The following is a 25,573-nucleotide window of genomic DNA, read 5'->3' on the forward strand; positions in this document are numbered from 1 at the left end:
GGTTTTTAAAGGGCCGTCTCTCCGAGAGGAGGGGCGGCCTTTTCGTTTCAGGCGATGAGGCCGCGATAGACGGCTTCCGTCTCGCTGATCATGCGGGCCAGGCTGTAGTCGCCGCTGCGGGCGCGGGCAGCGGCGCTGTGGCGGGCGAGGCGGTCTGGATCGCTGAGGCGCAGCATGGCGCCGGCGAGCCGTTTCGGATCGTCGTCGTTTTCCACGAGCACGCCGTTCTCGCCGTCCTTCAGCACCATGGAAGCGCCGCCAACGTCGGTGAGGATCAGCGGCTTGCCAGCGGCGGCGGCTTCCAGCATGACATAGGACATCGCCTCGTAGCGGCTCGGCATGACGAGCACATCGATGGCCGCCATCGCCTGCGGGCCTGTGAAGCCGGTGGTGAGGCGGATGCGCGGGGCATGGTCGGAGGCCTCGACCTGCTTTGCGACCGCACGCTCCGCCTCGCCGGAGCCGATCATCACCAGATGGGCATTCGGCACGCGGCCGGCGAGAAGCTGGAAGGCGGCGACGAGGCGCTCCGGCGCCTTCTGGTGGCAGAGCCGGCCGACGAAGCCGAAGAGCAGGGCGTCATCGGGGATGCCGAGTGCCTGGCGGACCGACTCGCGGGCGTGATCCGGTGGGGTCTCCACGCCGTTGACGACGATCGACAGTTTGTCCCGCGGCATGCCGAGCGCGCGGGCATGGGCATATTCGTCGGCCGAAACGCAGATCAACTTGTCGGTGAAGCCGCGTGCGAGCAGCTTTTCGATCGAGCCATAGACCTTGCGGCCGAGATTGCCGAGACCGGGGTCCATGGTGCGGAAGGCGTGCGGCGTGTAGACCCGCGGGATGTGGCGGCCGGGCAGGCGCAGGCGCGACAGCGCGCCGGCCTTGGAACTGTGGCCGTGCACGATGTCGAACGGCCCGGCGCGGCGCATGACGGCGCGGATCGCCCGCCAGGCATTGAGGTCCGAGGGGCCGGGCGAGCGGGTCATCGCGACGATATGCGTGCCGGCAAGTGCCAGCGACTGCAATTCCTCGACGAAGCGCTCTTCGGCTCTCAGCGGCGAATAGATGGCGTGCACGATATGGCCGCGCGCCTGCATGCCCCGGCAGAGGTCGATGAAATGCCGGCCGGAGCCGCCGCCGCTCGGCTCCAGCACCTGGAGCAGGCGCATCTGCCGCGGGTTCCTGTCCTGTTTGGTGCTCATGGCCGGTCCGATGCGATCTTGCTTGTGTGGCGTGCTTCAAGCGCGAGGCAGCCCCACACGATACCCAGCAGCAGGTAGAAATGGCGCCAGTGGTCCGTGTCAATGACGAAGCCGATCGCGGTGTGGCCGCCGATGGTGATGTAGGCGATCATCAGGTAGGGCTGCCAGGGCCGGTTGCGCAGCAGCGCCTTGAAGCCGGCCCATAACGTCCAGAGGATCAGGGCGAGGTAGCAGACGAAGCCGAGCCAGCCATAGGTGGTGAGCGATTTCAGCCAGATATTGTGCTCGTCTTCCGGAAACATCGTGCTGAACACCATGGGGCCGATGCCGAGCGGCTTTTCCATCGCCATCAGGAAGCCGATGCGATGGCGGTCAAAACGGCCGAGATGGCCGCCGTCATATTCCTGCACGAGCTGGGTGCGGCTGGAGAAGAGGTCGGCAACCTTGTCGAATTGCAGGGCGACGACCAGCGCGAGGATCATCAGGCCGGCGGCGGAGATGCTGAGGATGAGGATTTTGAGGCGGAAGGCGCCGGTGCGCTCCTTCAGGAGCATGACGAAGACAAGCGCCACGACGGAGAAAAGATAGAGCGCCCAGGCCGCGCGCGAGAAGGACAGGAACAGGCCGAGCGCGAGGATCAGCACGCCGGCGACCTTCAGGGGGGCGGCGAGGATGCGGCCGGTGAGCAGCCCGTGCATCAGGTAGAGCGAGGGCGCGACGAGGAAGGGGCCGAAGACGTTCGGGTCCTGGAAGGCGCCCTTGGCGCGGTCGTAGAGCGTGAAGGCTTCGGAACCCGGAAAGGCATGGAAATAGCCGAGGATGCCGAGGAGGGACGTGATGAGGGCGCCGGCCACCCAGGCACGAAAGATGAGGTCGAGCCGCGCGGGCTTTGCCTCGATGATGGCGGCGAAGAAGACGCTGGAGAGCGCCAGGAACAGCGAGACGGCGATATACATCGGCCCGCCGGCAAGGTCGTCCATCACGGTCAGCGACAGCATGCCGCCGACATTGAACAGCACGAGGAGGATGAGCAGCGGCGCGATGTTGCGCGAGATGCGCAGGCCGACGATCGCCCACAGGCCGATGAGGCCGGCCATGAAGACTTCGTAGGGCGCCGGCTCGCTGATGACGAAACCCGACAGGAACACGCCAACCGTCACCAGCATGGAGCCGATGATGCCAACGGCCGCGAGATGCGGCCGGAAGGGCTGGGCGTAGGGTAAGGCCGCGTCGCTCAATACGCGTTTTCCGTATTGAGCAGGCGAAAGGGCGTCAGGAACAGGATCTTCAGGTCGAGCCAGAGCGACCAGTTCTCGATGTAATAGAGGTCGAATTCGGTGCGGAAGCGGATCTTGTCGTCGTGATCGATCTCACCGCGCCAGCCGTTGATCTGCGCCCAGCCGGTGACGCCGGGCTTCACCCTGTGGCGAGCAAAGTAACCCTCGACGACATCGACATATTTGCGGTCGTGCGACTGGGCCTGGATGGCGTGCGGGCGAGGACCGACGAGGGAGAGGTCGCCTCTCAGGGCATTGAAGAACTGCGGCAATTCGTCGATCGAGGACTTGCGCAGGAACCGGCCGACGGGGGTGACGCGCGGGTCGCCCTTCGTCACGGCGGCCTTGGCCGAGGGGTCGGCGAGGTGCGTGTACATCGAGCGGAACTTGTAGACCTCGATGATCTCGTTGTTGAAGCCGTGGCGCTTCTGCTTGAAGATGATCGGGCCTTTCGAGGTGAGTTTCACGGCGATTGCCGCGCCGAGCATCACCGGCCAGAGCAGGGAAAGCGCAAGCAGGCTGAAGAAGATGTCGAAGATGCGCTTGGCGACATTGTCCCAGTCGGCGATCGGCTTGTCGAAGATGTCGAGCATCGGCAGGCTGCCGACCTGCGAATAGCTGCGCGGGCGGAAGCGCAGGCCCTTGGAATGCGCCGCAAGGCGAATATCCACGGGCAGCACCCAGAGCTTCTTGAGCAGCGCCAGAATGCGCGCCTCGGCCGACAGCGGGAGCGAGATGATGAGCATGTCAATGCGCGCGAGCCGCGCGAATTCCACCAGTTCCGCGACATTTCCGAGTTTCGGGTAGCCGGCGATGATCGAGGGCGAGCGGCGCTCGTCGCGGTCGTCGAAGATGCCACAGATGCGGATGTCGTTTTCCGGCTGGTGTTCGAGGGTACGGATGAGCTCTTTGGCCGGTTCGCCACCACCGACGATGACGGCGCGGCGCTCCATGGTGCCGTTGCGCGCCCAGCGGCGTATCGAATAGGCGATGATCTGCCGTTCGAGCACGAGGTAGACGCTACCTGCGGCAAACCACGAGGCGAACCAGACGCGGGAATAGTGATCGCCGGATTTGAAGAAGAAGACGATGAGCGCCATCGTGGCGAACGCGATGGCCCAGGCGGCGAGGATGCGCGGCGTCATGCGCCAGGGTGAGCGCAGCGCCGGCACCTGGTAGGCATCCGCAAGCTGGAGCAGCAGCACGCCGATGGCAGCGCCGCTGACGAGCACCGAAAGGTAGAACACCGTCATGCCCATGCTGACATAGAGAACATGGATGCCGTAGCCGAGCGTCAGCAGCGCTAGGAATTCGACGAGCCGCAGCAGACCGATGATCATGCTGGGCGAATAGGTGTCGGCGCGGAACTGGAGCGCGATCTTCTGGGCGAGCGGATTGAGCTCGACGGTCTTGCCGCCGTCATACTCTTCCGCCGGCGTTCCCGGCGTGATGGTCCTGATCTCGGAGGCTTTCCGCCTCAGGGCTTCCGCATCGAAGGAAACGGGCTTGTCGACATGGTTCATGGCACGCACCTGTGGAGGCTTTGTACCGGAAATAGCACGAAGCCCCTAAGAAACGTTTACGTGGCGTGAGGTGCCAACCTCAGGAAGCGTGCCGATTTCCGCCATTCTGCCGGGCCAGGATCTCGCGGTAGAGGCTGAGCAGCGAGGAGGACATGACGGAGGCGGAAAAGGTTTCCTTGAAGGCGCGCGGCTCCGGCATCACCTTGCGTCGCCAGTCCGGATCGCCCACCGCCTCGGCCATCACGGTCGCCAATGCATCGGGATTGCCGGGCTCGACAAGCGCGATGCTGTCGGGACCGAGCACTTCCGGAATGCCGCCGACGCGGCTGGCGATGACGGGTTTTCGCGCGGCAAGCGCCTCCAGCACGATATAAGGCATGGCCTCGGCGCGTGATGGAACCACAATGTTGCGGGTGAGCGCGAAGGCATCGTGCGCCTTCATGGCGGGCAGCATGCCGATGCGCCGGCCAAGACCGGCGCGCAGCATCATGTCCTCGTATTTCGCCTTGTCCGGCCCGTCGCCGATCATCAGCGCGGACAGCGGCCGGCCGACGCGGCGCTCTGTACGCGCGAAGGCGTCGACGAAGAGATCCGGCCCCTTCAGGTCGCGCAGCATGCCGATATAAAGGAAATCGACGGCGTCCTCGCGCGAATAGACGGGCTCGAAGTCGCGATCGTGAATGCCGTTGTAGATGCGCTCCGTGCGCACGCGCGGTTTTCCCACGCGCGCGGCATAGGCGTCCCGTTCGTAATTACAGACGAAAACGAGCGCATCGCCGAGCGGTTCGAGCAGCCGCTCGGCCGCCAGCACCGCGAAGCCTGTCGCGGTGCGGCGGTCATAGTGCAGGCTGCCGCCATGCGGCGAGTAGAGGCGGGCTACGCGATACCTGTTGACCCGCAGGGCTGAGCCGATGAGACGGGCAATGGCGCCACCCTTGGCGCCGTGCCCGTGCAGGACATCCGGCTGCAAACTTTTTATTTCATGATAGCTTTTCCAGAACGCGCGGATGTCGCCCGGGCTGACCGACCGGCTGATCGGCAGGCGAACGAGGCCGAGTGCCAGATAGGGCCGGATTTCGTCGAAAAGCCCGTCCTCGAAGGTGCTTCCCGTAAGGCTGTCGCAGACGATCCCGACTTCATGGCCTGCCTTCGTGTGGAATTCCGCGAGATCGCGCACATGCCGGAAGATGCCGCCGATGGGGGAGCGGAAACAATGTATGATTCGCAGGGGCCCATCGTCCGCCATGACGATCAGAACAGCCGTTCACGGACATAGATCGTATCACCGGCCAGGACCGGATCGGAGATGGAGACGCGGCCCGTGAGAATCTTGCCGTTGATCTTGCGTGTGACGTCGACATTGCCCTGGTTGGCGCGCGGCGAGAAGCCGCCGGCGACCGCGATGGCGTTCTGGATCGTCATGCCGGCGACATAGCTGTACTGCCCGGCCTGGCCCACTTCGCCCATGATATAGATCGAACGGTAGCGGTCGACCTCGATGGAGACATCGGGATCGCGCAGGTAGCCCTGGCGGAGTTTTGCCGCGATGGCGCCTTCGAGTTCCTGGATCGTCTTGCCGCGCGCGGGCACCGCACCAATGAGCGGGAAGGCGACATAGCCGGCCTGGTCGATCGAATAGGTGTTGGTAAGGCCGGTCTGCTCGAAGACGGTGACGCGCAGGCGGTCGCCGCTGTCGAGCCGGTAGGGCTGGATGGTCGCCTCGTGGAACGCCTTGGGGGCGGGGCGGTAACTGCTGCAGCCCGCGACGGCCGGCACGATGAGTGCCAGCGCGAGCAGCATGCCCTTGTTGATGGTGGCGAATGTCATTCGCTTGAACCCAATCCCGCAAATCAGAAATCTGATCCCCGTTATCGATCCGTTAGGGTTAATGGCTGGTAAAGGCCGCGGCAGGTCGGGTCCGATTTTTTCGTGAAAGAAGCGCGTGAAGGTGAGGGGACAACCGCCGGTAATTAACCCTTGCGTTACCATGTTTGTTTACCGTGCCCGGAAATCGTCGTGTCATCGTCGTGTGGTGGAGTAGGGATATGTCGGGCGTTCACGGAAGCCAGCAGGATGTCGATATCGACCTTGGCGGTCTTTTCGGCGCGATCTGGCGCAACCGCATGCGGGTGCTTCTGGCAACCGTCGCCTGCGCGGGCATTGCCTTTGCCGGCGCAAACCTCATCACGCCCAAATACAAGAGCGAGGCCCGCCTCCTCATCGAAACGCGCGAGCCGGCCTTCACGACGGGCACGGATCGCTCGCAGGGCCGCGAACAGCCGGCCTTCGACGAACTCGGTATCGCCAGCCAGGTGCAGCTCCTGAAATCCGCCGACCTCATCAAGCAGGTCACGCGCAACATGAAGCTGCAGGAGCTGGAGGAGTTCGATCCGACGGCGCAGCCCTCCGCCATTTCCGACCTGCTGGTTCTTTTCGGGCTCAAGAAGAACCCGCTCGATCTCGCACCCGAAGACCGCGTGCTGAAGGAGTTTGCCGAAAAGCTCGTCGTCTACCAGGTCGAGAAGTCGCGCGTCATCGCCATCGAGTTCAGCTCGAAGGACCCGGGCCTTGCCGCGCGGATCCCGAACGAGATGGCCAAGGTCTATCTCTCGCTGCAAAGCGGCGCCAAGCTCGACACCAATTCCGAGGCGACGCGCTGGCTGGAGCCGGAAATCGCCAACTTGCGCGAGAAGGTGCGCGAGGCCGAGCAGAAGGTCGCCGAATACCGCTCGAACTCCGATCTCCTGCCGACGGGCGAAAACTCCACCTTCGCCGTGCGCCAGTTGAACGACATCTCGACGGAACTTGCCCGGGTGCGCGGCGAACGCGCCAATGCGGAAGCGCGCGCCGAAAGCGTGCGCAACGTGCTGACGGCCGGCGGCGCACCGGATACGCTAACCGACGTCGTCGGCTCGCAGATGATACAGCGGCTGAAGGAGAGCGAGGCGCAGATCCAGGGGCAGATCTCCGATCTCTCCACATCGTTGCTGGAAGGCCATCCGCGGCTGAAGGGCCTGCGCTCGCAGCTCGTCGGCATCCGCGGGCAGATCAAGGCGGAGACGCAGAAAATCCTGTCGAGCCTCGAAAACGAGGCGAAGACCGCGCGGCTGCGCGAAACGCAGCTCGTGCAGCAGCTCAACACGGTGAAGGCGGATACCGCGCGCGCCGGCGAAGACGAAGTCGGCCTCAAGGCGCTGGAGCGCGAGGCGACGGCGCAACGGCAATTGCTCGAAACCTATCTCGCCCGCTACCGCGAGGCGACGTCGCGCACCGGCAGCGGCTCGACGCCGGCCGACGCCCGCATCATTTCGGCGGCCGTCGAGCCGACCGAAGTCTCCTTCCCGAAAGTCTTGCCGATCACCATCGTCGGCGCCGCCGCGGGCTTTGCGCTGAGCGCCATCGTCATCCTGCTTGCCGAACTCTTCAGCGGCCGCGCCCTGAAGCCGGTCGGCGTCGTGGCCTATCGCCGCGAGGAGGAGATCGAGCCCGAAATCATGGTGGAGGAGCCGGTCGTCAAGCCGGAACCGGTGGTGCATGCCGAGCCGGTGGTGCGCAAAGAGCAGGTGGTTCACGCCGAGCCGGTAGCCCGGCCGGACTACGGCCCCATCAAGGATGTGCGCGCGCCGGCAAAATCCTTGCTGTCGAGCATTGCGCCTGACGAAGACGAGGTCGAGCCGGAAACCGCCCAGGCCTCGCTGCTCGATACGCCCGGTCTTGCCGATGACGGCGACTTCTCCGTGGCCTCCGTCGCCTGGCATATGATCGAGAACAATGTTTCCGTCGCGATTTCCGTCTCGCCTTCGGGCGACCGCGGATCGACCGCCACCGTCATGCTTGCCCGCCGCATCGCAGAAGAACACCGCAAGACGCTGCTGATCGACCTGACCGGCTCGGCCTGCCCGACGCGCCTGATGGCGCAGTCGACCCATGTGCCCGGCATCACCGACCTTCTCGTCGGCGACGCGGCCTTCGGCGACATCATTCATGGTGACCGGCTGTCCAGCGCGCATATCATCCCGCGCGGCAACGCCAACATCAAACGCGCCATGCGCGGCATCGACCGGCTGGCGATGGTGATCGATTCGCTCGCAGACGCCTATGACACGGTGATCGTGGAATGCGGTCCGGCGGAAGTGGAAGGCGTGCGCCGCCTGACGCGCGGGCAGGAGACGGATATCATCCTCTCCATTCCGGGTGCCGAGGAAGACGAGATCGTCGAACTGATCGGCGCCTTCGGCGAAGCCGGCTACAGCGAGATCGTGCTGATGACGGGCGAGGGCGCGGAGCCGCCACGTTATCCGGGGCGCCGCGCGGCCTAAAAAGCTCTATTCCGCGTCGTCGCCGGCGCGGACGAACTCCGTCTTGCCCGAGCGCATGCGCTGCAGGAAGGAATAGACCTGCGGGTTCTGCTTGATGAGCCGCTTGGCGCCGGCTTTTGCCCGGTGCACGGCCGCAACCATGCTGCCGGCCACCGTCGTCGGCCAGAGCAGGTCGTGCTGCGGCGTCTCGATCGTGCACCAGGAGCGCTTGTAGGGCTGGTCGCCGATGCCGAAATCGAAGAGGCGCACGCCTTCGCCGCATAGTTTGCGGATCGCCAGGTAGAACAGGAATTCGCCGGGGCTGGCATCCGCCGCGATCGTGTCGTCGATCGAGCCGAACTGGCAGATCACATGGTCGCCCTTGCGCGAAAGCCCGGCAATGGCGACGATGCGCCCGTCGTTTTCACCCTTCAGGCGCACGGCATGGATCTGGAGCGGATAGTTGCCGTCCTTGGCCGGCACCGCGATCGCGCGGCGGAAGAAATTGCGGGTTTCCTCGTCGCGAAAGACGTCCGGCAGGCCCATCGTGTCGAAACGCGCGGCCTTCTGGCGGAAGAAGGTTTCGAGCAGGTGGCGGCTTTCCTCGTTCGTGGAGGCGACCACATGTTCATAACCGCCGAGTGTCGCCAGCCGGCGCTCGGAGAGGCGGAATTTCTTGCGGCGGCGTTTTGCGTTGACCTGCGCCAGCGTACGGTCGAAATCGTCGAAAAGCTCGAGCTGGAAGGCGGCGTTCTGGTTCAGAACCGAGGGCAGGTCGGCAAAGGAATTCGTTTCCCCGCGCCAGTTGAGCGGCACCTTTTCCAGCATGAACAGATCGAAATAGCGGGCGAACTGGCTGCGCGCCTGCTCGAAAGCCTGGCGCAGACGCGGCGGGGCGGCGAGGAAGTGGAATTCCTCCGTATAAAGCCCGGTATTGATGTTGCTGAAGGAGGTCGCGAGGAAGCGGGCGGTGCGTACCGGCCCGTGGCGCACGATTTCGAGCGGCAGGATGAGGTGGGTGCGCCCGCCGGAAAAACCTTCGACGATCAGGAGCTTGCAGGCATGGGTCTCCGCCCAGGCGCGGCACCAGTCATAGCTCTGGTGAAGCGAAAGCTTGTTTTCCGCTTCAAGCGCCCGCCAGCGGGTTTCCAGCGATTCCATGCGGTCATGCAGGCGGATCGACAGAGGCACCGTCGAGGGTGTGCGCTCGCCGCCGGCGACGAGGCCCAAATAGCGGCTCGCGAGCTCACGCTCGGACGGCATGATCTGGAAATTGAGTTGCATCGCTCCCATGGCGTCGCCCTTATGCACCCGATGCGGCCGGATCGCCGCACAAACACCATAGGCACCAGACTTGCGGAAATGGTTTAAATCCAGTGGCATCGCCTCGCTTACCCGGGGAAATTGGCAAGCGCGGTTAGCAAGTTCATAACGAAATCCAGCAAAAGCAAAGGGCAGGAGGAAGACATGCAGACATGGCGCCCGCCGCAGAAAATCCATGTGAAGGTGCTGGGCCTCGCCTGGCAGGGCAGCCGGCTGCTCGCCGCGGAAGTGACGCGGGACGACGGCAGCGTGAAGGGCGTTCGCCCGCCCGGCGGCACCGTCGAATTCGGCGAGACGCGGGAGGAGGCGCTGGCGCGCGAGTTCCGCGAGGAGCTCAACTGCGGCATCGCCATCAACGGCCCCTGGACCGTCTTCGAGAATCTCTTCTGGCACGAGGGCGCGCGCGGCCACGAATTCATCTTCGCAGCGCCCATCCGCCTGCTCGACGAAAGCCTCTACCGCCGCCCGGAAATCACGCTGGTCGAGCATGACCGCTCGGTCTGGACGGCGCGGTGGTTCATACCGGATGCCTTGCCGAACGGCTGGGAGCTCTATCCGACCGGCCTCGCCGCCCATATCAAGGCGCGATAGAAGCTTATTCGTCGCGCGGCTTGCCGGGCTTTTCCATCCATTTGATGATCAGCATGGCCGGCAGGATCCAGAGCAGGCCGGTCACCGTGAAATAGATGAGGTGGGTCCACCACGGCGATTCCCCCAAGGTCGCGACGGCGACGGTGGTCGCGATCAGCGCATAGACGAGGACGAGGATGATGATCAGCACGGTGCCGATCAGTTTGCGCAGGCGAGGGGGCATTGGCGGTCTTTCAATTCATAAGCGGCAAGGGCGCGACGGCATGCCGCAAAGGTTCGGGCCTTGTTTTGCACGGCCCGGTCGGGCAAATCAACGCCAAGACAAGGAGCAGTTATGATGACCGCCACCACCGCGACCGCATACCGCAGTGACTACGACACGGACAGGACCGACCGCAACCGCCGCCAGGTGCGCCGGTGGCTCGGCTTCGTGCTGTTCACACTGTTCGTGCTGGTGCTCGTCGGCGGCGCGACGCGGCTCACCGAATCCGGGCTTTCCATCACCGAATGGAAGCCGATCCACGGCGTCATCCCGCCGATCACCGCGGCGGAATGGCAGGAGGAATTCGACCTCTACAAGCGCATTCCGCAATATGAGCAGATCAATAAGGGCATGACCGTCGACGAGTTCAAGACGATCTTCTGGTGGGAATGGGCGCACCGGTTGATCGCGCGCTCCATCGGCTTCGTCTTCGCCGTGCCGCTCGCCTTCTTCTGGCTGACCGGCCGCATCGAGAAGAAGCTGCGCTGGCCGCTCGTCGGGCTTCTGGCGCTCGGCGGTTTCCAGGGCTTCATCGGCTGGTGGATGGTCTCTTCAGGCCTCGCCGACCGCGTCTCCGTCAGCCAGTACCGGCTCGCCACCCACCTCACCATCGCCTGTCTGATCTTCGCCTGGACCACCTGGCTGATGCGCGCGCTCTCGCCGCACAGCGACGATCCGGCCCCGACCACGACCGCGCAGCGCATGGCCGGCATCATCGCCTGCATGGCGATCTTCCAGATCTATCTCGGCGCGCTCGTCGCCGGCCTCGACGCGGGCCTCTCCTACAACACCTGGCCGCTGATGGACGGCGCCGTCGTGCCCGGCGGCCTCTTCCTCCAGCAGCCCTGGTGGATCAACCTCTTCGAAAACCCGAAGACCGTGCAGTTCGTCCACCGCATCGGCGCCTACGTGCTCTTCGCGCTCGTCTTCATCCACATGCTCTCGTCTCTTCGCGCCGCCCCCGAAACCACCCACGCCCGCCGCGCCCTCGTCCTCTTCGCCCTCATCTGTCTCCAGGCAACGATCGGCATCCTGACGCTGGTCTGGCAGGTGCCGCTCGGCTGGGCGCTGGCGCACCAGGGCGGCGCGCTGATCGTGCTGGGTTTTGCGGTCGCGCATTGGCGCGGGTTTGTCGGGGAGTATGAGCGGTAGGAGGGGCGAAACTCAGCCCCGCAGCATCAGATCCATGTTCTGCACCGCAGCCCCCGAAGCGCCCTTGCCGAGATTGTCGAGCAGGGCGACGAGGTTGACGTGGGGGGCGCCGGCGGTACCGAAGACGTAGAGCTTCATGCGGTCGGTGTCGGCGAGTTCCACGGCGTTGACGCGGGGGAGCGCGGCGCTTTCCTTGAGGTCCACGACTTCGACGATGTCCTGGCCGGCGTAGTGCGCGACCAGCGCCTCATGGATGGAGCCCAACGAGGCGTGATCGTTGAGGTCGGCGAGATAGAGCGGCACCTGCACGATCATGCCCTGAGCGAATTTTCCGACCGAGGGCGAGAAGAGGGGGGCGCGCGACAGCATGCCGTGCACCTGCATCTCCGGCACATGCTTGTGCTTCAGCGGCAGGCCGTAGAGGAAGTGGGGCGACGAGATGTGCTCGGGGTGCCCGGCATCTTCCATCTGCGCGATCATCTGCTTGCCGCCGCCGGTGTAGCCGGAGACCGCGTTGACGGTGACCGGATAGTCCTCCGGCAGGATGCCGGCGAGGCGCAGCGGGCGGATGAGGCCGATGGCGCCCGTCGGGTAGCAGCCGGGATTGGCGACGTAGCGGGCGTCCGCGATTTTCTTCGGCTGCGCGCGGTCCATCTCGGCGAAGCCGTAGGCCCAGTCGGGGTGCACGCGGTGCGCGGTCGAAGTGTCGATGATGCGCACGGAATTGTTGCCGGCGACCATGGCGACGGCCTCCTTGGCGGCATCATCCGGCAGGCAGAGGATGGCGACGTCGGCGTCGTTCAGCAGGTCTTCGCGCAGCTTCGCATTGCGCCGCTCGGCTTCCGGAATGGACAGAAGCTCGACATCGTCGCGGCCGGCCATGCGCGTGCGGATCTGCAGGCCCGTCGTGCCGTGTTCGCCATCGATGAAGATCTTCGGTTTCATCTGGAATCCCATCCTGTCAATGCATGCGCCGCGGACCGCCCGCGAGGGTCGGCCCGATATAGCGGCTTGCCTTGTCGCATTCAATGCCGACGGTTCAGCGTCGTTCCGCCAGCTGCGCGGCATGCAGCCCCAGCATGTACATGGCGATGGTCGAGCCCGCGATGGCGGTGATGTCGGCATGGTCATAGGCCGGCGAGACCTCGACGACATCCGAGCCGACCACGTTCAACGCCCCGAGCTTGCGCAGCACCGACAGGATCTTCGCGCTCGACGGGCCGCCGGACACCGGCGTGCCGGTGCCGGGCGCATAGGCCGGGTCGAGGCAGTCGATGTCGAAGGTGAGATAGGTTGCACGGTCGGCGACGTGGTGGACGATCGCGTCGGCCAGTTCACCGGCGGTCATTTCCTCGACCTCGTAGCCGTAGAGGATGCGGATGCCGCAATCCTCCGGCGCATGGGTGCGGATGCCGATCTGGATCGACGTCTCCGCATCGATCAGCCCCTCGCGCACGGCCGTGCCGACGAAGGAACCATGGTCGATGCGCCCCTTTTCGTCCGCCCAGGTATCCTGGTGCGCATCGAACTGGACGAGCGACAGCGGCCCATACTTTTCGGCATGCGCGCGCAGGATCGGCAGCGTGATGAAATGGTCGCCGCCGAGCGTCAGCATATAGGCGCCGGATTTGAGGATCTTCTTCGCCTCGCGCTCGATCGTCGCCGGCGTCTTCTGGTGGTTGCCGTAGTCGAGCAGGCAATCGCCGTAGTCGATGACGGCCATGTCCTCGAAGAGGTCGCGCTCGAAGGGATATTGCGGATCGTTGTCCATGATCGCCGAAGCGCGGCGGATCGCCTGCGGCCCGAAGCGCGTGCCGGGGCGGTTGGAGGTCGCGGCATCGAAGGGAATGCCCCAGACGACCGCGTCGACATCCTTCAGCACCTTCGAATAGCGCCGGCGCATGAAGGAGAGGATGCCGGCATGGGTCGGGTCCGAGGCAGCGCTTTTCAGCGATTTTGCCGTGATGGCGTGGTCGATCGTCTTGTTGGCCATGAAATTCCCTCCGAAATCTGGCGGGACGTTCGCCAATCGCGGGCTTTAAGGCAAGAGGGATTCTACGTGCAGAAAACGAAAAGGCCGGGGCGAACCCCGGCCTTTCCTGAACCCAAAATCGTCCGAGCGATTAACGCTTGGAGAACTGGAACGAACGGCGGGCCTTGGCCTTGCCGTACTTCTTGCGTTCGACGACGCGCGAATCGCGGGTCAGGAAGCCGCCCTTCTTCAGAACCGCGCGCAGGCCCGGCTCGAAGTAGGTCAGCGCCTTGGAGACGCCGTGACGAACGGCACCGGCCTGGCCGGAAAGACCGCCGCCGGCAACGGTGGCAACGATGTCGAACTGGCCGTCACGGGCAGCCGCGATGATCGGCTGCTGCAGGATCATCTGCAGAACCGGGCGGGCGAAGTAGGTCTCGAAAGACTTGCCGTTGACGGTGATCTTGCCGGAGCCCGGCTTGACCCATACGCGGGCGACAGCGTTCTTGCGCTTGCCGGTGGCGTAGGAGCGGCCCTGGGCGTCAACCTTCTTGACGTGAACCGGGGCGGAGGCAGCGGGAGCTGCGGCAGCGACGCCGAGGTCCTTGAGCGAGGAGAGGTCGGCCATGATCAGGCGCTCCTTGTGTTCTTGCTGTTCAGCTTGGCGACGTCGAGGGTGACGGGCTGCTGTGCTTCATGCGGATGGTTGGAGCCGGCATAGACGCGCAGGTTCTTCATCTGGCGACGGCCGAGCGGGCCGCGCGGAACCATGCGTTCGACAGCCTTCTCGAGAACGCGCTCCGGGAAGCGGCCTTCGATGATCTGGCGAGCCGTACGCTCCTTGATGCCACCCGGATAACCGGTGTGCCAGTAATACGTCTTGTCGGAATACTTCTTGCCGGTGAAGACGACCTTCTCAGCGTTGATAACGATGATGTTGTCACCGTCGTCGACGTGGGGGGTGAAGGTGGCCTTATGCTTGCCGCGCAGGCGGTTTGCGATCAGGGTAGCGAGGCGACCGACAACGAGGCCTTCGGCGTCGATGAGGATCCACTTCTTCTCTACCTCGGCGGGCTTCTGTACGAAGGTTCCCATGGGAGTAGCTCTTTCTTTAGGGGTCCCGAAACCTTGCGGCTTTGGGCGCTTTTTGTTGCTTGGTTTGGCGCCTTGCGGACGCCAAAAATCGAAAGCGGCCCCAAAGGACCGCGATCTGGGCGGCTTATAAGCGAGTGCTGCTTGGGCGTCAAGAGACGCGATCCGGGCGGTGCCAAAGATAATATAGCAAAAACAATGACTTGTTTAGGTGGTATTTTGATACCACAAATTATCGCGGTGGAATCGAATAGGTCGCGGTGGCATGCGCCACCAGATCCTCGGCATCCTCGTCGAAAATCGACGCTTCGACAATCGCGAGCCGCTTGCCGAGTTTCAGGACCCGGCAGGTGCAGGAGAGGGGGCCGGGCGTCGGCTTGCGCAGGAAATTGATGTTGAGACTGGTGGTGACGGCGAGCGCCACCGGGCCGATATGCGCCAGCACCGCGCACCAGGCGCCGACATCGGCAAGCGCAAAGAGCGTGGGGCCGGAGATGGTGCCGCCGGGGCGCAGGTGCCGTTCATTCGGCATGAGGCGCATGACGATCGCGCCGGGATGCACCTCCGTCACCTCGAAAACCTTGCCGTCCGTATGAAGCTGCGGAAAGTCGGCTTCGAGGAAGCGGTTCAGCGCCTCCGGGTCCATGATCGGCGTTAGTTTCATCGGCACGTCTCCTGTCTTGTGCGTTTACAGACCGATTTGCCGGCCGCGGCAAGCCCCCTCAAAGTCTATGGCGCCGTGCTTGAAACTGTCTGCTGCGAGGCGTAGGACCGCAAAACCGAACAGCGAGGGAGGCCGGTCATGGCGGATGTGGTGTCGTTCAGGAAAGAGGAGCCGGCCAACCCGGTGCGTGTCGAACGCTTCGAGCCCATCCTCCGGATCACGCTGAACAATCCGCCGGCCAACGCGCTCTCCGTCGCCGTCATGGAGGCGCTCGGCGCGGCGCTCGATGCCGCTGCCGCCGACGAGGCGATCCGCATCGTCATTCTCGCCTCGACGGGAAAAGTCTTTTCCGCCGGCCACGATCTCAAGGAAATGACGGCGCGCCGCGGCGATCCGGACGGCGGCCGCGCCTTCTTCGAGAAGACCATGCGCATGGCCGCCGATCTCATGCTGAAGATCGCCGCGCTGCCGCAGCCCGTGGTGGCCGAGATCGACGGGCTCGCGACAGCCGCCGGCTGCCAGCTCGTCGCAAGCTGCGACCTCGCCATCTGCACCGACACCTCGACCTTCTGCACGCCGGGCGTCAATATCGGCCTGTTCTGCTCGACACCGATGGTCGCCGTCACCCGCGCCGCACACCCCAAGCAGGCGATGGAAATGCTGCTCACCGGCGAGACGATCGACGCCTCGACCGCCAAGGATTTCGGCCTCGTCAACCGCATCGTGCCGCAGCAATATCTGCGTCAGGTGGTCGACAAATACGCCGCCGTCATCGCCTCGAAATCGCCCCAGGCGCTTCGCATCGGCAAAGCCGCCATGCGCGCTCAGGCCGGCCTGCCTCTGCCGGATGCCTATGACGTGGCGGTGGCGACGATGGTCGACAACATGTTCGCCGATGATGCGAAAGAGGGAATCGGCGCCTTTCTCGACAAGCGCATGCCGGAGTGGGGCCGAGACTAGCCGCCTCAAGCCAGCTTCAGCACCAGCACCCCACCTGCAATCACCGCGCCGGCGATGTAGCGCCAGATGCTGGCTTTCTCCTTGAGGATGAAGACAGAGATGAGGAGGGCGAAGAGGATGGCGGTTTCGCGTAGGGCGGCGACGGTCGCGACGGGGGCTTTCGTCATCGCCCACAGCGCGAGGCCGTAGGAGGCGATGGAGCCGCCGCCGCCGAGGAGGCCGCGGATCCAGTTGCGGCGCACATGGTTCCAGACCGGGGCGGCGCCGCGCTGCGAGATCGCCCAGCCGAACAGCAGCATCGGCGGCAGCAGCGACATCCAGAGCGTATAGGAAATGGCATTGCCTGAGGCGCGGGCACCGGCGGCATCCACGAAGGTGTAGCTCGCGATGACGACGGCGTTTGCCAGCGCGAAGACGATGGCGCGTCGGCTGCCGTGCCGCGATTCGAAGGCGAGCGTCAGCACGCCAGCCGAGATGACCAGCACGCCGGCCATGGCTGTGGGCGTCAGGTGCTCGCCGAGCACGAGGCCGCTGGTTGTGGCGACGAGAAGGGGGGCGGCGCCGCGCATCAGCGGATAGACGAGACCGATGTCGCCCGCCCGGTAGGCCGCTGCGACAAGCTGGAAATAGGCGAACTGCAGGACGGCCGACGTCAGGATGAACGGCCAGGCCTCGGGATGCGGGAGCGGCACCAGCCACAGGCAGGCGAGGCCGACCATGCCGCCGCCGAGCGAGACCATGGCGGCATCGAGCGACTTGTCCGTGCCGGATTTGACCAGCGCATTCCAGACCGCATGCAGAGCCGCGCCGAACAGCACGAGAAAAAGGACGTCTAGCGGCAATCTGGGACCTCGGGGGGCGGGCAGGCGGATGGGGAGTTGGCCCCTTCATCTGCGCAAAGCCGGCGATTTGCAATCGGGATTTTCAGCGATTTCAACCCGAGGGAATGACGAAACCCCGAAATGTGATCCGGATTGGCACAATTCGCAGGCTTTTGCGGGCACCCGCCCGGTCGTCTTCTTTAAGGTTCTGCGCTAATATCTGTAATTGGAAGACGTGTGAGAGACGGTCGCCAACGCCGGAGGAGGCAGCGATGAACCACGATCACTATGCCGACAACTATATCCGCCATATCCTCAAATCCGTGCACACCATCGCCGTGCTGGGTGCCTCGCCGAATGACGGCCGCCCGAGCCATGGGGTGATGGGTTTCCTGCTCGGCAAGGGTTATCGCGTCTTTCCGGTGAACCCCGGCCATGCGGGAAAAACCATCCTCGGCCAGACTGTCTACGCCCATCTCTCCGACATCCCCGAGCCGATCGACATGGTCGACGTTTTTCGCGCGGCCAGCCAGTTCGGGGCGGTGGTCGACGAGGTGCTGGCGCTCAGCCCGCTGCCCGCGGTCATCTGGGGCCAGTTCACCGTGCGCGACGATGCGGCGGCGGCGCGTGCCGAAGCCGCCGGCATCCAGGTCGTCATGGATCGCTGCCCGGTGACGGAATATCCGGTGCTGATGCTCAAGGCATCCTGACGGTTGTCAATAATATTGACTTCACGCAGCGTTACCCCAATTCTCCCCGGAGAAGACGGGATAACGCCATGAACCATGATTCCTATCCGGACTATTACATCGCCGACATCCTGCGCTCGACAAAGCTGATCGCGCTCGTCGGCGCCTCGCCGAACCCGGAGCGGCCGAGCCATCGGGTGATGGCCTTCCTGCTGCGCAAGGGCTATCGCGTCATCCCGGTCAATCCCGGCCAGGCCGGCAAGGAAATCCTCGGTCAGCCCGTCGTCGCCCGCCTTGCCGACATCGTCGAGCCGATCGACATGATCGACGTTTTTCGCGCGGCCGATGCGCTGCCGTCCGTCGTCGAGGAGGCCTTGGCGCTCTCTCCTCTGCCGAAGGTCATCTGGGGTCAGCTTTCCGTGCGCCACGATGAGGCTGCCGCCACGGCAGAAGCATCTGGCATCAAGGTGGTGATGGATCGCTGCCCGGCGATCGAATATCCGCGCCTCGTCGCCTGAGATTTCTGGGTCGCAAAACCGATCGTCGCAACGGAAATTCTTTCTTTGACCGGCCCTTATCCCTCTGAAATAGTGCGCCCGACTTCAGCCAGGGAGGCCATTTCATGACGAAGAACAAGCCCGGATTTTCCACGCTCGCCATCCACGCCGGTGCCCAGCCGGACCCGACGACGGGTGCCCGCGCGACGCCGATCTACCAGACCACCAGCTTCGTCTTCAACGATACGGACCACGCCGCCTCGCTCTTCGGCCTGCAGGCCTTCGGCAATATCTATACCCGCATCATGAACCCGACACAGGCCGTGCTCGAAGAGCGCGTGGCAGCGCTCGAAGGCGGCACGGCGGCGCTCGCCGTTGCCTCCGGCCATGCCGCGCAGCTCCTCGTCTTCCACACGATCATGCGCCCTGGCGACAATTTCATCTCGGCCCGCCAGCTCTATGGTGGCTCGGTCAACCAGTTCGGCAATGCCTTCAAGAGCTTCGACTGGCATGTGCGCTGGGCCGATACGAGCGATCTTTTTTCGTTCGAAAGCCAGATCGACGACAAGACCAAGGCGATCTTCATCGAGAGTCTGGCGAACCCCGGCGGCACCTTCGTCGACATCGCCGGCATCGCCGAAGTGGCACACCGCCACGGCCTGCCGCTCATCGTCGACAACACCATGGCGACGCCTTACCTCGTGCGTCCGCTGGAGCATGGTGCCGACATCGTCGTGCATTCGCTGACCAAGTTCATGGGCGGCCACGGCAATTCCATGGGCGGCGTCATCGTCGATGGCGGCACGTTCGACTGGACGGCCTCGGGCAAATATCCGGCGCTTTCCGAGCCGCGCCCGGAATATGCCGGCATGGTGCTGCACGCGACCTTCGGTAACTTCGCCTTCGCGATCGCCTGCCGCGTGCTGGGCCTGCGTGACTTCGGCCCCGCCATCTCGCCCTTCAACGCCTTCCAGATCCTGACCGGCATCGAGACCCTGCCGCTGCGCATGCAGCGCCATTGCGACAATGCGCTCGCCGTCGCCAAATGGCTGAAGGGGCACGAGAAAATCTCCTGGGTCACCTATGCCGGCCTGGACGACGACCCGAACCACGGCGTGCAGCAGCGTTATTCGCCGAAGGGCGCGGGCGCCGTCTTCACCTTCGGCCTGAAGGGCGGTTACGAGTCGGGCAAACGCTTCGTCGAAGGCCTAGAAATGCTCTCGCACCTCGCCAATATCGGCGACACGCGCTCGCTCGTCATCCACCCATCCTCCACGACGCACCGCCAGCTTTCGGAAGAGCAGCAGGTTGCGGCCGGCGCCGGGCCGGATGTCGTGCGCCTGTCGATCGGCATCGAGGACGTCGCCGACATCATCGCGGATATCGAACAGGCGCTGGCCAAAGCCTGATACCTTCCGGGCGGTCTTCCAGGCCGCCCGCATCCTTCCCAAGGAGCAAGCATGAGCAAAGCGCAACCCTTCGACATTTCCGGCATCGTGCCGGAAGAGGGCCGGCCGGCGGCGGACCGGCTGATTTCCGGCGATCCGGTTTTCACGAGCTGGAACATCGAGGAGGCCGAGGGCGGCATCTATTCCGGCATCTGGCAATCGACGCCGGGAAAATGGCGCATCCAGTACGACGAGTGGGAATATTTCCACATCCTCGAAGGCCGTTCGATCGTCACCTCCGACGACGGCGAGATCTTCCACCTCAAGGCCGGCGACCGGCTGATCCTCAGGCCCGGCTTCAAGGGAAGCTGGGAAGTCGTTGAAACGACTCGCAAGGACTACGTCATCCGACTCTAATCGTCGGATTTCTGCTTGGCCGCCCGGAAGGCCTTGGCGAAGTCGGGCGTCGAGATAAGCCCGAGCAGGCTGCGCATCTCGGCCGAACGCTCGGCGCCGAACACGGCGTCGAAGCGCCCCTGCGCGTCATGCCAGAGCGCCAGTGCCTCTTCCTGTTTCTGAGCGCCAAGCGGCGTTAGTCGCGCGCGCTTCACGCGCCCGTCGCGCGCGTCGGGGATGAGTTCGACCAGCCCGTCGCGTGTCAGCGGCTTCAGCGTGTGGCCGAGGGCCGAGAGGTCCATGACCAGCCCCTCCGCCAGCGGCTTCAGGGGCGTGCCGTCCTTGCCGGCAAGCGCGATCTGCGACATCAGCGAAAACTGCGTGCCCTTCAGCCCGCTCGGTTCGACCAGGTCGTCATAGAGCTGGCCGAGCTGCCGCGCGGCGCGACGGATCGCGCTGTTCGTGCAGTGCTGCCAGACGCCGTCGGTTTCGCTCATCTCATACCTCGCTCATCTCTCGATAAAAATCGCGCGGGCCTATTGCAAGCCCGGATAGTGCTCCCGATATAGTGGCATATACCACTAAATTCAAACCGGAGACCTGACATGACCCGCACAACGAACCTTGGAACCGCCCTCGTGACCGGCGCATCCGCCGGCATCGGCGCCACCTATGCCGACCGTCTTGCCCGCCGCGGCTATGATCTCGTGCTCGTCGCCCGCGACGAAGCGCGGCTTGCGGCGCTCGCCGAAAAGCTGAAGGTAGACCATGGCGTCGCCGTCGACGTGCTGCGCGCCGATCTCTCGGCCCCTGCGGATGTCCGCGCCGTCGAACGCCGCATCCGCGACGACGCGGCGATCACGCTGCTCGTCAACAATGCCGGCATCGGCCCGAAGGGCGCGCTGCTCGCGGATGACATCGACTATCTCGACACGATGATCGCCCTGAACGTCACCGCCGCCAACCGCCTCGCCGTGACCGCAGCGCAGGCCTTCGTGGCGCGCAAGAAGGGCACGATCGTCAATATCGCGTCGGCCGTCGCCATCATCCCGGAACTGTTCAACGGCACCTATAGCGGCACCAAGTCCTTCGTGCTCGCCTTCACCCAGTCGCTCGCCCGCGAGCTGGACGGCACCGGCGTGCGCCTCCAGGCCGTGCTGCCGGGCCTGACGCGGACGGAAATCTTCGACCGGGCAGGCGGTTCCGTCGAGGCGCTCGACCAGAGCCGCGTCATGGACGTCGCCGACCTCGTCGACGCCGCCCTTGCCGGCCTCGACCAGGGCGAGCTCGTCACCATCCCCTCGCTGCCGGACAAGGCGGATTGGGAGAAACACGAAGCCACGCGCCAGGCGCTCGGCCCGAACATCTCGCACAACAAGCCCGCCACGCGCTACGCGGCCGCCTAGGACCGATCGGCATTCAGCCCACGCCGGCCTGCAAATGGCGATTTTCCGCGCTTCCGGTGCTCACGTACCGAGAGTACGCTGCGCTCCGGATCACGGAAATTCACCATTTTCGGCACGGCCTGAACTGAATGTCGATCGGTCCTGAGCCTCACCAGGTCAGGTCCAGCGCCTCCAGCCCGTGGAAATGGTAGACATCCTTGACCACGGGTTTTTGAGCGATCTTCAGCCCCGGCAGGCGCTGGAACAGGATCGGCAGGGCAATGTTGAGCTCCAGCCTTGCCAGCGGGGCGCCGATGCAGAAATGGATGCCGGCGCCGAAGGAGAGGTTGGCGCCCTCGTTGCGATCCGGCCTGAAGGCGAGCGGATCGGAAAACTTCTTCGGATCGAGATTGGCGGCGGCGAGGATCATCGCCACCTTGTCGCCGCGGCGGAACTGGATACCGTCGAGCTCGACATCCTCCAAAGCGAAACGATCGAAGATGTGCACCGGCGCGGAGATGCGCAGGCATTCCTCCACCGTGCGCTCCGTCGCCTTGTCGTCCGCGAAGATCACGGACGGGTCGGCGCCGTTTTCGAGAATGCTGCGCACCGCATTGCCGATCTGGTGCACCGTCGCCTCGTGCCCGGCATTGAGCAGCACGATCGTCGTCGAGATCAGCTCGTCTTCAGTGAGCAACTGGCCGCGGTGCTCCGTATGCACCATGTGCGAGAGCAGGTCGTCGCGCGGTTCCGCCCGGCGCTCGGCGATGACGCCGCGCACATAGTCGGAGAATTCCTTCGCCGCATCGTCTGCTGCGATCTCGTCGTCCTGCGTGCGGCCGAACATATACATGCGCACATAGGCATGCGACCATTTCAGGAGCTGCGGCCCCATTTCGTCCGGAATGCCGATCATGCGGGCGATCATCGTCACCGGCAGGATATCGGCGAAGGCCGCCAGCAGCTCGACCTTGCCGTCCTTCTCGAAACGATCGATCGCCTGGTGGCAAAGCGCGGCGATCTCCGGTGTCAGCCGCTCGATCGTGCGCGAGACGAAGGCGCGGTTGACGAGCGTGCGCAGCCGCGTGTGCTCCGGCGGCTCCAGCTCCAGAAGCGACCAGGCCTCCGCCGCATCGAAATGCCTCACATGATCCTGCGGCTCCGGCAGGCCCAGCTCCTCCCGCGTCGCTACATGCAAGATCTGCCGCCCGAACCGGCGGTCGCGCAAAAGCCCGTTCACATGGTCATAGCCGGTGAAATACCAGCGTTTCCGCTCTTCCCAGTAGAAGGTGGGACAGTGCGCATGCAAGGCAGCATAGACCGGATTCGGATCACGGTAGAAAGCGGGATCGCGCGCGTCGAGCGAGACACGGCGGCTGGCGGGATCGATGGAGAGAAAGGGAAAGGGGAGCGTTGTCATGGGGGATCGGTAGCGCATTCCGGTGCCGCGGAAAACTGGAATTTGATTTTCTGTTGGCAGTGGACTAAGTTTACTAAACTAAGTCCACGGAGGTGACGATGCGCGTCGTGAATATTCATGAAGCCAAGACCCATCTTTCGCGCCTCGTCGAACAGGCCGCGGAAGGCGAATCCTTCGTTATCGCCAAGGCGGGGAAACCGATGGTGCGGGTGGTGGCATTGGAGGAGCCGGTAGAGAAAGCCGCTCCGAGCCGTTTCGGATTCCTTCGGGGACAGCTGAAGGTCCCGGACGATTTCGACACGATGGGTCAGGAAGAGATCGAGAAGATGTTTCAGGGCGATAAATGAGACTGCTGATCGACACCCATCTCTTGATCTGGGCCGCCGAAGGGCCTGAGCGCCTGAGCGCCGAGGCCGTCACAATGATGGCCGATCAGGACAATGTCCTGGTCTTCAGCGTCGCGAGCCTTTGGGAAGTCGCGATCAAGCAGACTTTGAACCGGCCCGATTTCTCCGTGGACGCGTCTCTACTCCGGCACGGCCTTGTCCAAAGCGGCTACGAGGAACTGACGATCAATGCCGCCCACGCGATCGCGGTGGCAGGCCTTCCGAGCATTCACAACGATCCATTCGATCGCATGCTGGTCGCCCAGGCGCGAACCGAAGGCCTCCTGCTGCTCACCGCCGATCGGCGTCTGGCATCCTATCCCGGCCCAATCCGGCTCGTCTGACCCTACTGTCCCAAGGCAACCCCTTCGCGCCGCGGATCTGCTGCGCCCTTCAGGCCGTCGGCGGTGAGTTCGATGGCGTGGAGGCCGGAGTTCATGTCGCCGATCTTGACCTCGTAGCCGAGGGCTTTCAGCGGTTCGGCGAGTTTTTCGGCGTCGGTGCCGGCTTCGAGGTCGTAGGGGCCGAAGCGGTTGATGGCATGCGGCATGGCGACGATGGCGCCGACATCCAGGCCCCAGTCGATATAGGCGACGAGCGCCTGCGCGACATAGCCGATGATCTGGCTGCCGCCGGGCGAGCCGATGGCGAGCAGCGGCTTGCCGTCCTTCATGACGATGGTCGGCGACATGGAGGAGCGCGGGCGTTTGCCGGGCTCGACACGGTTGGCGACGGGCATGCCCTCGTCATGGGTCTTGAAGGAGAAGTCGGTCAGTTCGTTGTTGAGCAGGAAGCCGTTGGTCATCAGGCGGGAGCCGAAGCCGTTTTCGATGGTCGTGGTCATCGAGACGACATTGCCGTCCTTGTCGACGATGACGAAATGGCTGGTGGAGGGCAGTTCGATCGCGGCATCGCGGCCGAAGTTGAAGGCGTGGTCCCATTCCGGCTTGCCGGATGTCACGGCGTCATCGGTGAGCGCCTTGTCGCCGTCGAGCAGCTTGGCCCGTTCGCCGAGATAGGTTTTTTCGAGAAGGCCCTTGATTGGCGAAGGCACGAAATCGGTGTCGGCAAGAAAGCGTTCGCGGTCGGCGAAGGCGAGGCGCTGGGCGTCGCCGATCAGCCGCCAGCTTTCCGGATTGTCCTTGCCGAGCGCCTTGAGGTCGAAATTCTCCAGCAGGCCGAGCATCTGGCCGATGGCGACCGCGCCGGAGGAGGGCGGTCCCATGCCGCAGATGTCGAGCGCGCGGTAAGAGACGCAGACGGGCCGCCGCTCCTTGACCTGGTAGTTGGCAAGGTCGGCGAGCGCCAAAACGCCGGCATTCTTGCCCGACATGCGCACCGTATCGACGATCGCCTCGGCGATGGCGCCGGTATAGAAGGCGGGCGCCCCGCCCGCCGCGATGGCGGAGAGCGTTTCGGCATAGGGCTGGTTTTTCAGGATCGTGCCGGCCTTCAGCGGCGCGCCGTCGGCGCCGAAGAAATAGGCTGTCGTCGATTCGAAGGTCTTCAGCTTGTCGCCTTCCGCGGCGATCAGGCTGGCGAGGCGCGGCGAGACGGCAAAGCCGTCGCGGGCGATCTTTTCGGCCGGGGCGAAGAGGTCCTTCCAGGGCGTGCGGCCCCAGCGGTTGTGCGCCTCCTGCATCAGCATGACGGTGCCGGGCGTGCCGACCGAGCGGCCGCCGACGACGGCATCGAAGAATTTGAGGGGCTGGCCCGTCTCATCCAGGAAGAGTTTCGGCGTCGCCTCCATCGGCGCGGTCTCGCGGCCGTCGAGCGTGGTGATGCGCTTCGTGCCGGCGTCGTAATAGACGAGGAAGGCGCCGCCGCCGAGGCCGGAGGATTGCGGCTCGACGAGGCCGAGCACCGTCTGGACGGCGATCATGGCGTCGATGGCGCTGCCGCCGGCGGCAAGGACCTTTTCGCCGGCCTCGGCCGCGAGCGGATGCGCGGCGGCCACCATATGCGCCTTCGCGGTCACGACCTTGGCTGCGGAAAAGCCGGTCGCGCGCTCCGGCGAGACCGTATCGGAGGCCTGCTGGGCGAATGCGCCGGTGGTGGTTGCGAGAAGGAGCCCGAGGGCTGCGATAGATCGTGTCGTCATGACTGTCTCCATCCGTCGGAATGCGGGCGCGGGCGCCGGGAAATGCGGGCAGGGTGACCGGCCGGATTCATCCTTCCTTCACCCTGTCGGCGCTGCACCTGTGGAAATCGCTTTCCTGCGTCGCGCCAGTTAACCCCATTCTGGCATAGAGCGCCGCAAAACGCGCGTCCGTCT

General features: G+C 64.5%; 27 protein-coding genes. 11 read left to right on the forward strand and 16 right to left on the reverse strand.

Going from position 1 to position 25,573, the window contains the following annotated elements; genetic code table 11:
- Positions 1-47: 47 nt before the first annotated feature.
- The 5 genes from GB927_RS19715 to GB927_RS19735 all read right to left on the reverse strand — a co-directional run bounded on the left by GB927_RS19715 (position 48) and on the right by GB927_RS19735 (position 5,829).
- A complete protein-coding gene (locus GB927_RS19715) occupies positions 48-1,202 on the reverse strand; it encodes a glycosyltransferase (protein ID WP_256118917.1) in 1,155 nt (384 codons plus the stop codon).
- Positions 1,199-2,440 carry an O-antigen ligase family protein gene (locus tag GB927_RS19720; RefSeq protein WP_256118918.1) on the reverse strand — a complete coding sequence of 414 codons (1,242 nt, stop codon included), beginning with the start codon at positions 2,438-2,440 and terminating at the stop codon, positions 1,199-1,201. Before GB927_RS19720 ends, GB927_RS19715 begins: the two co-directional genes overlap by 4 nt.
- On the reverse strand, positions 2,437-4,002 hold the full coding sequence (locus GB927_RS19725; protein ID WP_256118919.1) for an undecaprenyl-phosphate glucose phosphotransferase: 1,566 nt from the start codon (positions 4,000-4,002) through the stop codon (positions 2,437-2,439). Before GB927_RS19725 ends, GB927_RS19720 begins: the two co-directional genes overlap by 4 nt.
- 79 nt (positions 4,003-4,081) lie before the next feature.
- Complete coding sequence (locus tag GB927_RS19730) at positions 4,082-5,248, reverse strand: glycosyltransferase family 4 protein (protein WP_256118920.1); 1,167 nt, start codon at positions 5,246-5,248, stop codon at positions 4,082-4,084.
- A 5-nt stretch (positions 5,249-5,253) separates the two neighbouring features.
- Positions 5,254-5,829: a polysaccharide biosynthesis/export family protein gene (locus tag GB927_RS19735; protein WP_256118921.1), complete on the reverse strand. Its 576-nt coding sequence runs from the start codon at positions 5,827-5,829 to the stop codon at positions 5,254-5,256.
- Positions 5,830-6,047: 218 nt separating this feature from the next.
- Between GB927_RS19735 and GB927_RS19740 the strand changes: the two genes are divergently transcribed.
- On the forward strand, positions 6,048-8,321 hold the full coding sequence (locus tag GB927_RS19740) for a GumC family protein (protein ID WP_256118922.1): 2,274 nt from the start codon (positions 6,048-6,050) through the stop codon (positions 8,319-8,321).
- Positions 8,322-8,327: 6 nt separating this feature from the next.
- Here GB927_RS19740 and GB927_RS19745 read toward each other — a convergent pair whose 3' ends face one another.
- Entirely contained in the window at positions 8,328-9,593 is a 1,266-nt protein-coding gene (locus GB927_RS19745; protein WP_256118923.1) for a GNAT family N-acetyltransferase, read from the reverse strand.
- Between the two features lie 174 nt (positions 9,594-9,767).
- Between GB927_RS19745 and GB927_RS19750 the strand changes: the two genes are divergently transcribed.
- Complete coding sequence (locus GB927_RS19750) at positions 9,768-10,214, forward strand: NUDIX hydrolase (RefSeq protein ID WP_256118924.1); 447 nt, start codon at positions 9,768-9,770, stop codon at positions 10,212-10,214.
- Between the two features lie 4 nt (positions 10,215-10,218).
- Here the strand turns inward: GB927_RS19750 and GB927_RS19755 are convergent, their stop codons facing one another.
- Positions 10,219-10,437 carry a DUF2842 domain-containing protein gene (locus tag GB927_RS19755; RefSeq protein WP_256118925.1) on the reverse strand — a complete coding sequence of 73 codons (219 nt, stop codon included), beginning with the start codon at positions 10,435-10,437 and terminating at the stop codon, positions 10,219-10,221.
- 111 nt (positions 10,438-10,548) lie between these two features.
- Here GB927_RS19755 and GB927_RS19760 point away from each other — a divergent pair, with 111 nt between their 5' ends.
- Positions 10,549-11,628 (forward strand): COX15/CtaA family protein, encoded by a 1,080-nt coding sequence (locus tag GB927_RS19760; RefSeq protein ID WP_439655517.1) that lies wholly within the window; start codon positions 10,549-10,551, stop codon positions 11,626-11,628.
- A 12-nt stretch (positions 11,629-11,640) separates the two neighbouring features.
- Here the strand turns inward: GB927_RS19760 and argC are convergent, their stop codons facing one another.
- From argC to GB927_RS19785, 5 genes are all read right to left on the reverse strand, one after another.
- Positions 11,641-12,573, reverse strand: coding sequence for an N-acetyl-gamma-glutamyl-phosphate reductase (gene argC, locus GB927_RS19765; RefSeq protein WP_256118927.1), 933 nt, complete (start codon positions 12,571-12,573; stop codon positions 11,641-11,643).
- 94 nt (positions 12,574-12,667) lie between these two features.
- Entirely contained in the window at positions 12,668-13,621 is a 954-nt protein-coding gene (gene speB / locus GB927_RS19770) for an agmatinase (protein ID WP_256118928.1), read from the reverse strand.
- Positions 13,622-13,751: 130 nt separating this feature from the next.
- The gene (gene rpsI, locus GB927_RS19775) at positions 13,752-14,228 is read right to left on the reverse strand and encodes a 30S ribosomal protein S9 (RefSeq protein ID WP_256118929.1); all 477 of its coding nucleotides are present in this window, start codon (positions 14,226-14,228) and stop codon (positions 13,752-13,754) included.
- Positions 14,229-14,230: 2 nt separating this feature from the next.
- Complete coding sequence (gene rplM, locus GB927_RS19780) at positions 14,231-14,695, reverse strand: 50S ribosomal protein L13 (RefSeq protein ID WP_256118930.1); 465 nt, start codon at positions 14,693-14,695, stop codon at positions 14,231-14,233.
- 229 nt (positions 14,696-14,924) lie between these two features.
- Positions 14,925-15,356, reverse strand: coding sequence for a PaaI family thioesterase (locus GB927_RS19785; RefSeq protein WP_256118931.1), 432 nt, complete (start codon positions 15,354-15,356; stop codon positions 14,925-14,927).
- A 138-nt stretch (positions 15,357-15,494) separates the two neighbouring features.
- Here GB927_RS19785 and GB927_RS19790 point away from each other — a divergent pair, with 138 nt between their 5' ends.
- On the forward strand, positions 15,495-16,316 hold the full coding sequence (locus tag GB927_RS19790) for an enoyl-CoA hydratase (protein ID WP_256118932.1): 822 nt from the start codon (positions 15,495-15,497) through the stop codon (positions 16,314-16,316).
- 5 nt (positions 16,317-16,321) lie between these two features.
- On the opposite strand, the gene GB927_RS19795 is transcribed toward GB927_RS19790, so the two are convergent.
- On the reverse strand, positions 16,322-17,158 hold the full coding sequence (locus GB927_RS19795; protein ID WP_256118933.1) for an EamA family transporter: 837 nt from the start codon (positions 17,156-17,158) through the stop codon (positions 16,322-16,324).
- 251 nt (positions 17,159-17,409) lie between these two features.
- Between GB927_RS19795 and GB927_RS19800 the strand changes: the two genes are divergently transcribed.
- The 4 genes from GB927_RS19800 (at position 17,410) to GB927_RS19815 (ending at position 20,128) form a co-directional block, all read left to right on the forward strand.
- Positions 17,410-17,847, forward strand: a complete 438-nt coding sequence (locus tag GB927_RS19800) for a CoA-binding protein (RefSeq protein ID WP_256118934.1) — start codon at positions 17,410-17,412, stop codon at positions 17,845-17,847.
- Positions 17,848-17,915: 68 nt separating this feature from the next.
- Positions 17,916-18,344, forward strand: a complete 429-nt coding sequence (locus GB927_RS19805) for a CoA-binding protein (protein ID WP_256118935.1) — start codon at positions 17,916-17,918, stop codon at positions 18,342-18,344.
- A 104-nt stretch (positions 18,345-18,448) separates the two neighbouring features.
- Positions 18,449-19,732 carry an O-acetylhomoserine aminocarboxypropyltransferase gene (locus GB927_RS19810; protein WP_256118936.1) on the forward strand — a complete coding sequence of 428 codons (1,284 nt, stop codon included), beginning with the start codon at positions 18,449-18,451 and terminating at the stop codon, positions 19,730-19,732.
- A gap of 51 nt (positions 19,733-19,783) precedes the next feature.
- Positions 19,784-20,128, forward strand: coding sequence for a cupin domain-containing protein (locus GB927_RS19815; protein WP_256118937.1), 345 nt, complete (start codon positions 19,784-19,786; stop codon positions 20,126-20,128).
- Here the strand turns inward: GB927_RS19815 and GB927_RS19820 are convergent.
- Positions 20,125-20,604, reverse strand: a complete 480-nt coding sequence (locus GB927_RS19820; protein WP_256118938.1) for a MarR family winged helix-turn-helix transcriptional regulator — start codon at positions 20,602-20,604, stop codon at positions 20,125-20,127. The two genes, GB927_RS19815 and GB927_RS19820, sit on opposite strands and share 4 nt — an antisense overlap.
- Before the next feature lie 108 nt (positions 20,605-20,712).
- Between GB927_RS19820 and GB927_RS19825 the strand changes: the two genes are divergently transcribed.
- On the forward strand, positions 20,713-21,513 hold the full coding sequence (locus GB927_RS19825; RefSeq protein ID WP_256118939.1) for an SDR family NAD(P)-dependent oxidoreductase: 801 nt from the start codon (positions 20,713-20,715) through the stop codon (positions 21,511-21,513).
- A gap of 148 nt (positions 21,514-21,661) precedes the next feature.
- On the opposite strand, the gene GB927_RS19830 is transcribed toward GB927_RS19825, so the two are convergent.
- Positions 21,662-22,912: a cytochrome P450 gene (locus tag GB927_RS19830; RefSeq protein ID WP_256118940.1), complete on the reverse strand. Its 1,251-nt coding sequence runs from the start codon at positions 22,910-22,912 to the stop codon at positions 21,662-21,664.
- Between the two features lie 98 nt (positions 22,913-23,010).
- Between GB927_RS19830 and GB927_RS19835 the strand changes: the two genes are divergently transcribed.
- Both GB927_RS19835 and GB927_RS19840 read left to right on the forward strand, forming a co-directional pair.
- A complete protein-coding gene (locus GB927_RS19835; RefSeq protein WP_256118941.1) occupies positions 23,011-23,259 on the forward strand; it encodes a type II toxin-antitoxin system Phd/YefM family antitoxin in 249 nt (82 codons plus the stop codon).
- Positions 23,256-23,642 (forward strand): type II toxin-antitoxin system VapC family toxin, encoded by a 387-nt coding sequence (locus GB927_RS19840; RefSeq protein WP_256118942.1) that lies wholly within the window; start codon positions 23,256-23,258, stop codon positions 23,640-23,642. The genes GB927_RS19835 and GB927_RS19840 overlap by 4 nt, the downstream gene beginning before the upstream one ends.
- Positions 23,643-23,644: 2 nt before the next feature.
- On the opposite strand, the gene ggt is transcribed toward GB927_RS19840, so the two are convergent.
- Entirely contained in the window at positions 23,645-25,399 is a 1,755-nt protein-coding gene (gene ggt / locus GB927_RS19845; RefSeq protein WP_256118943.1) for a gamma-glutamyltransferase, read from the reverse strand.
- Positions 25,400-25,573 lie beyond the last annotated feature (174 nt).

This window comes from Shinella lacus (assembly GCF_010994755.1).
In the GTDB taxonomy this organism is placed as follows: domain Bacteria; phylum Pseudomonadota; class Alphaproteobacteria; order Rhizobiales; family Rhizobiaceae; genus Shinella; species Shinella lacus.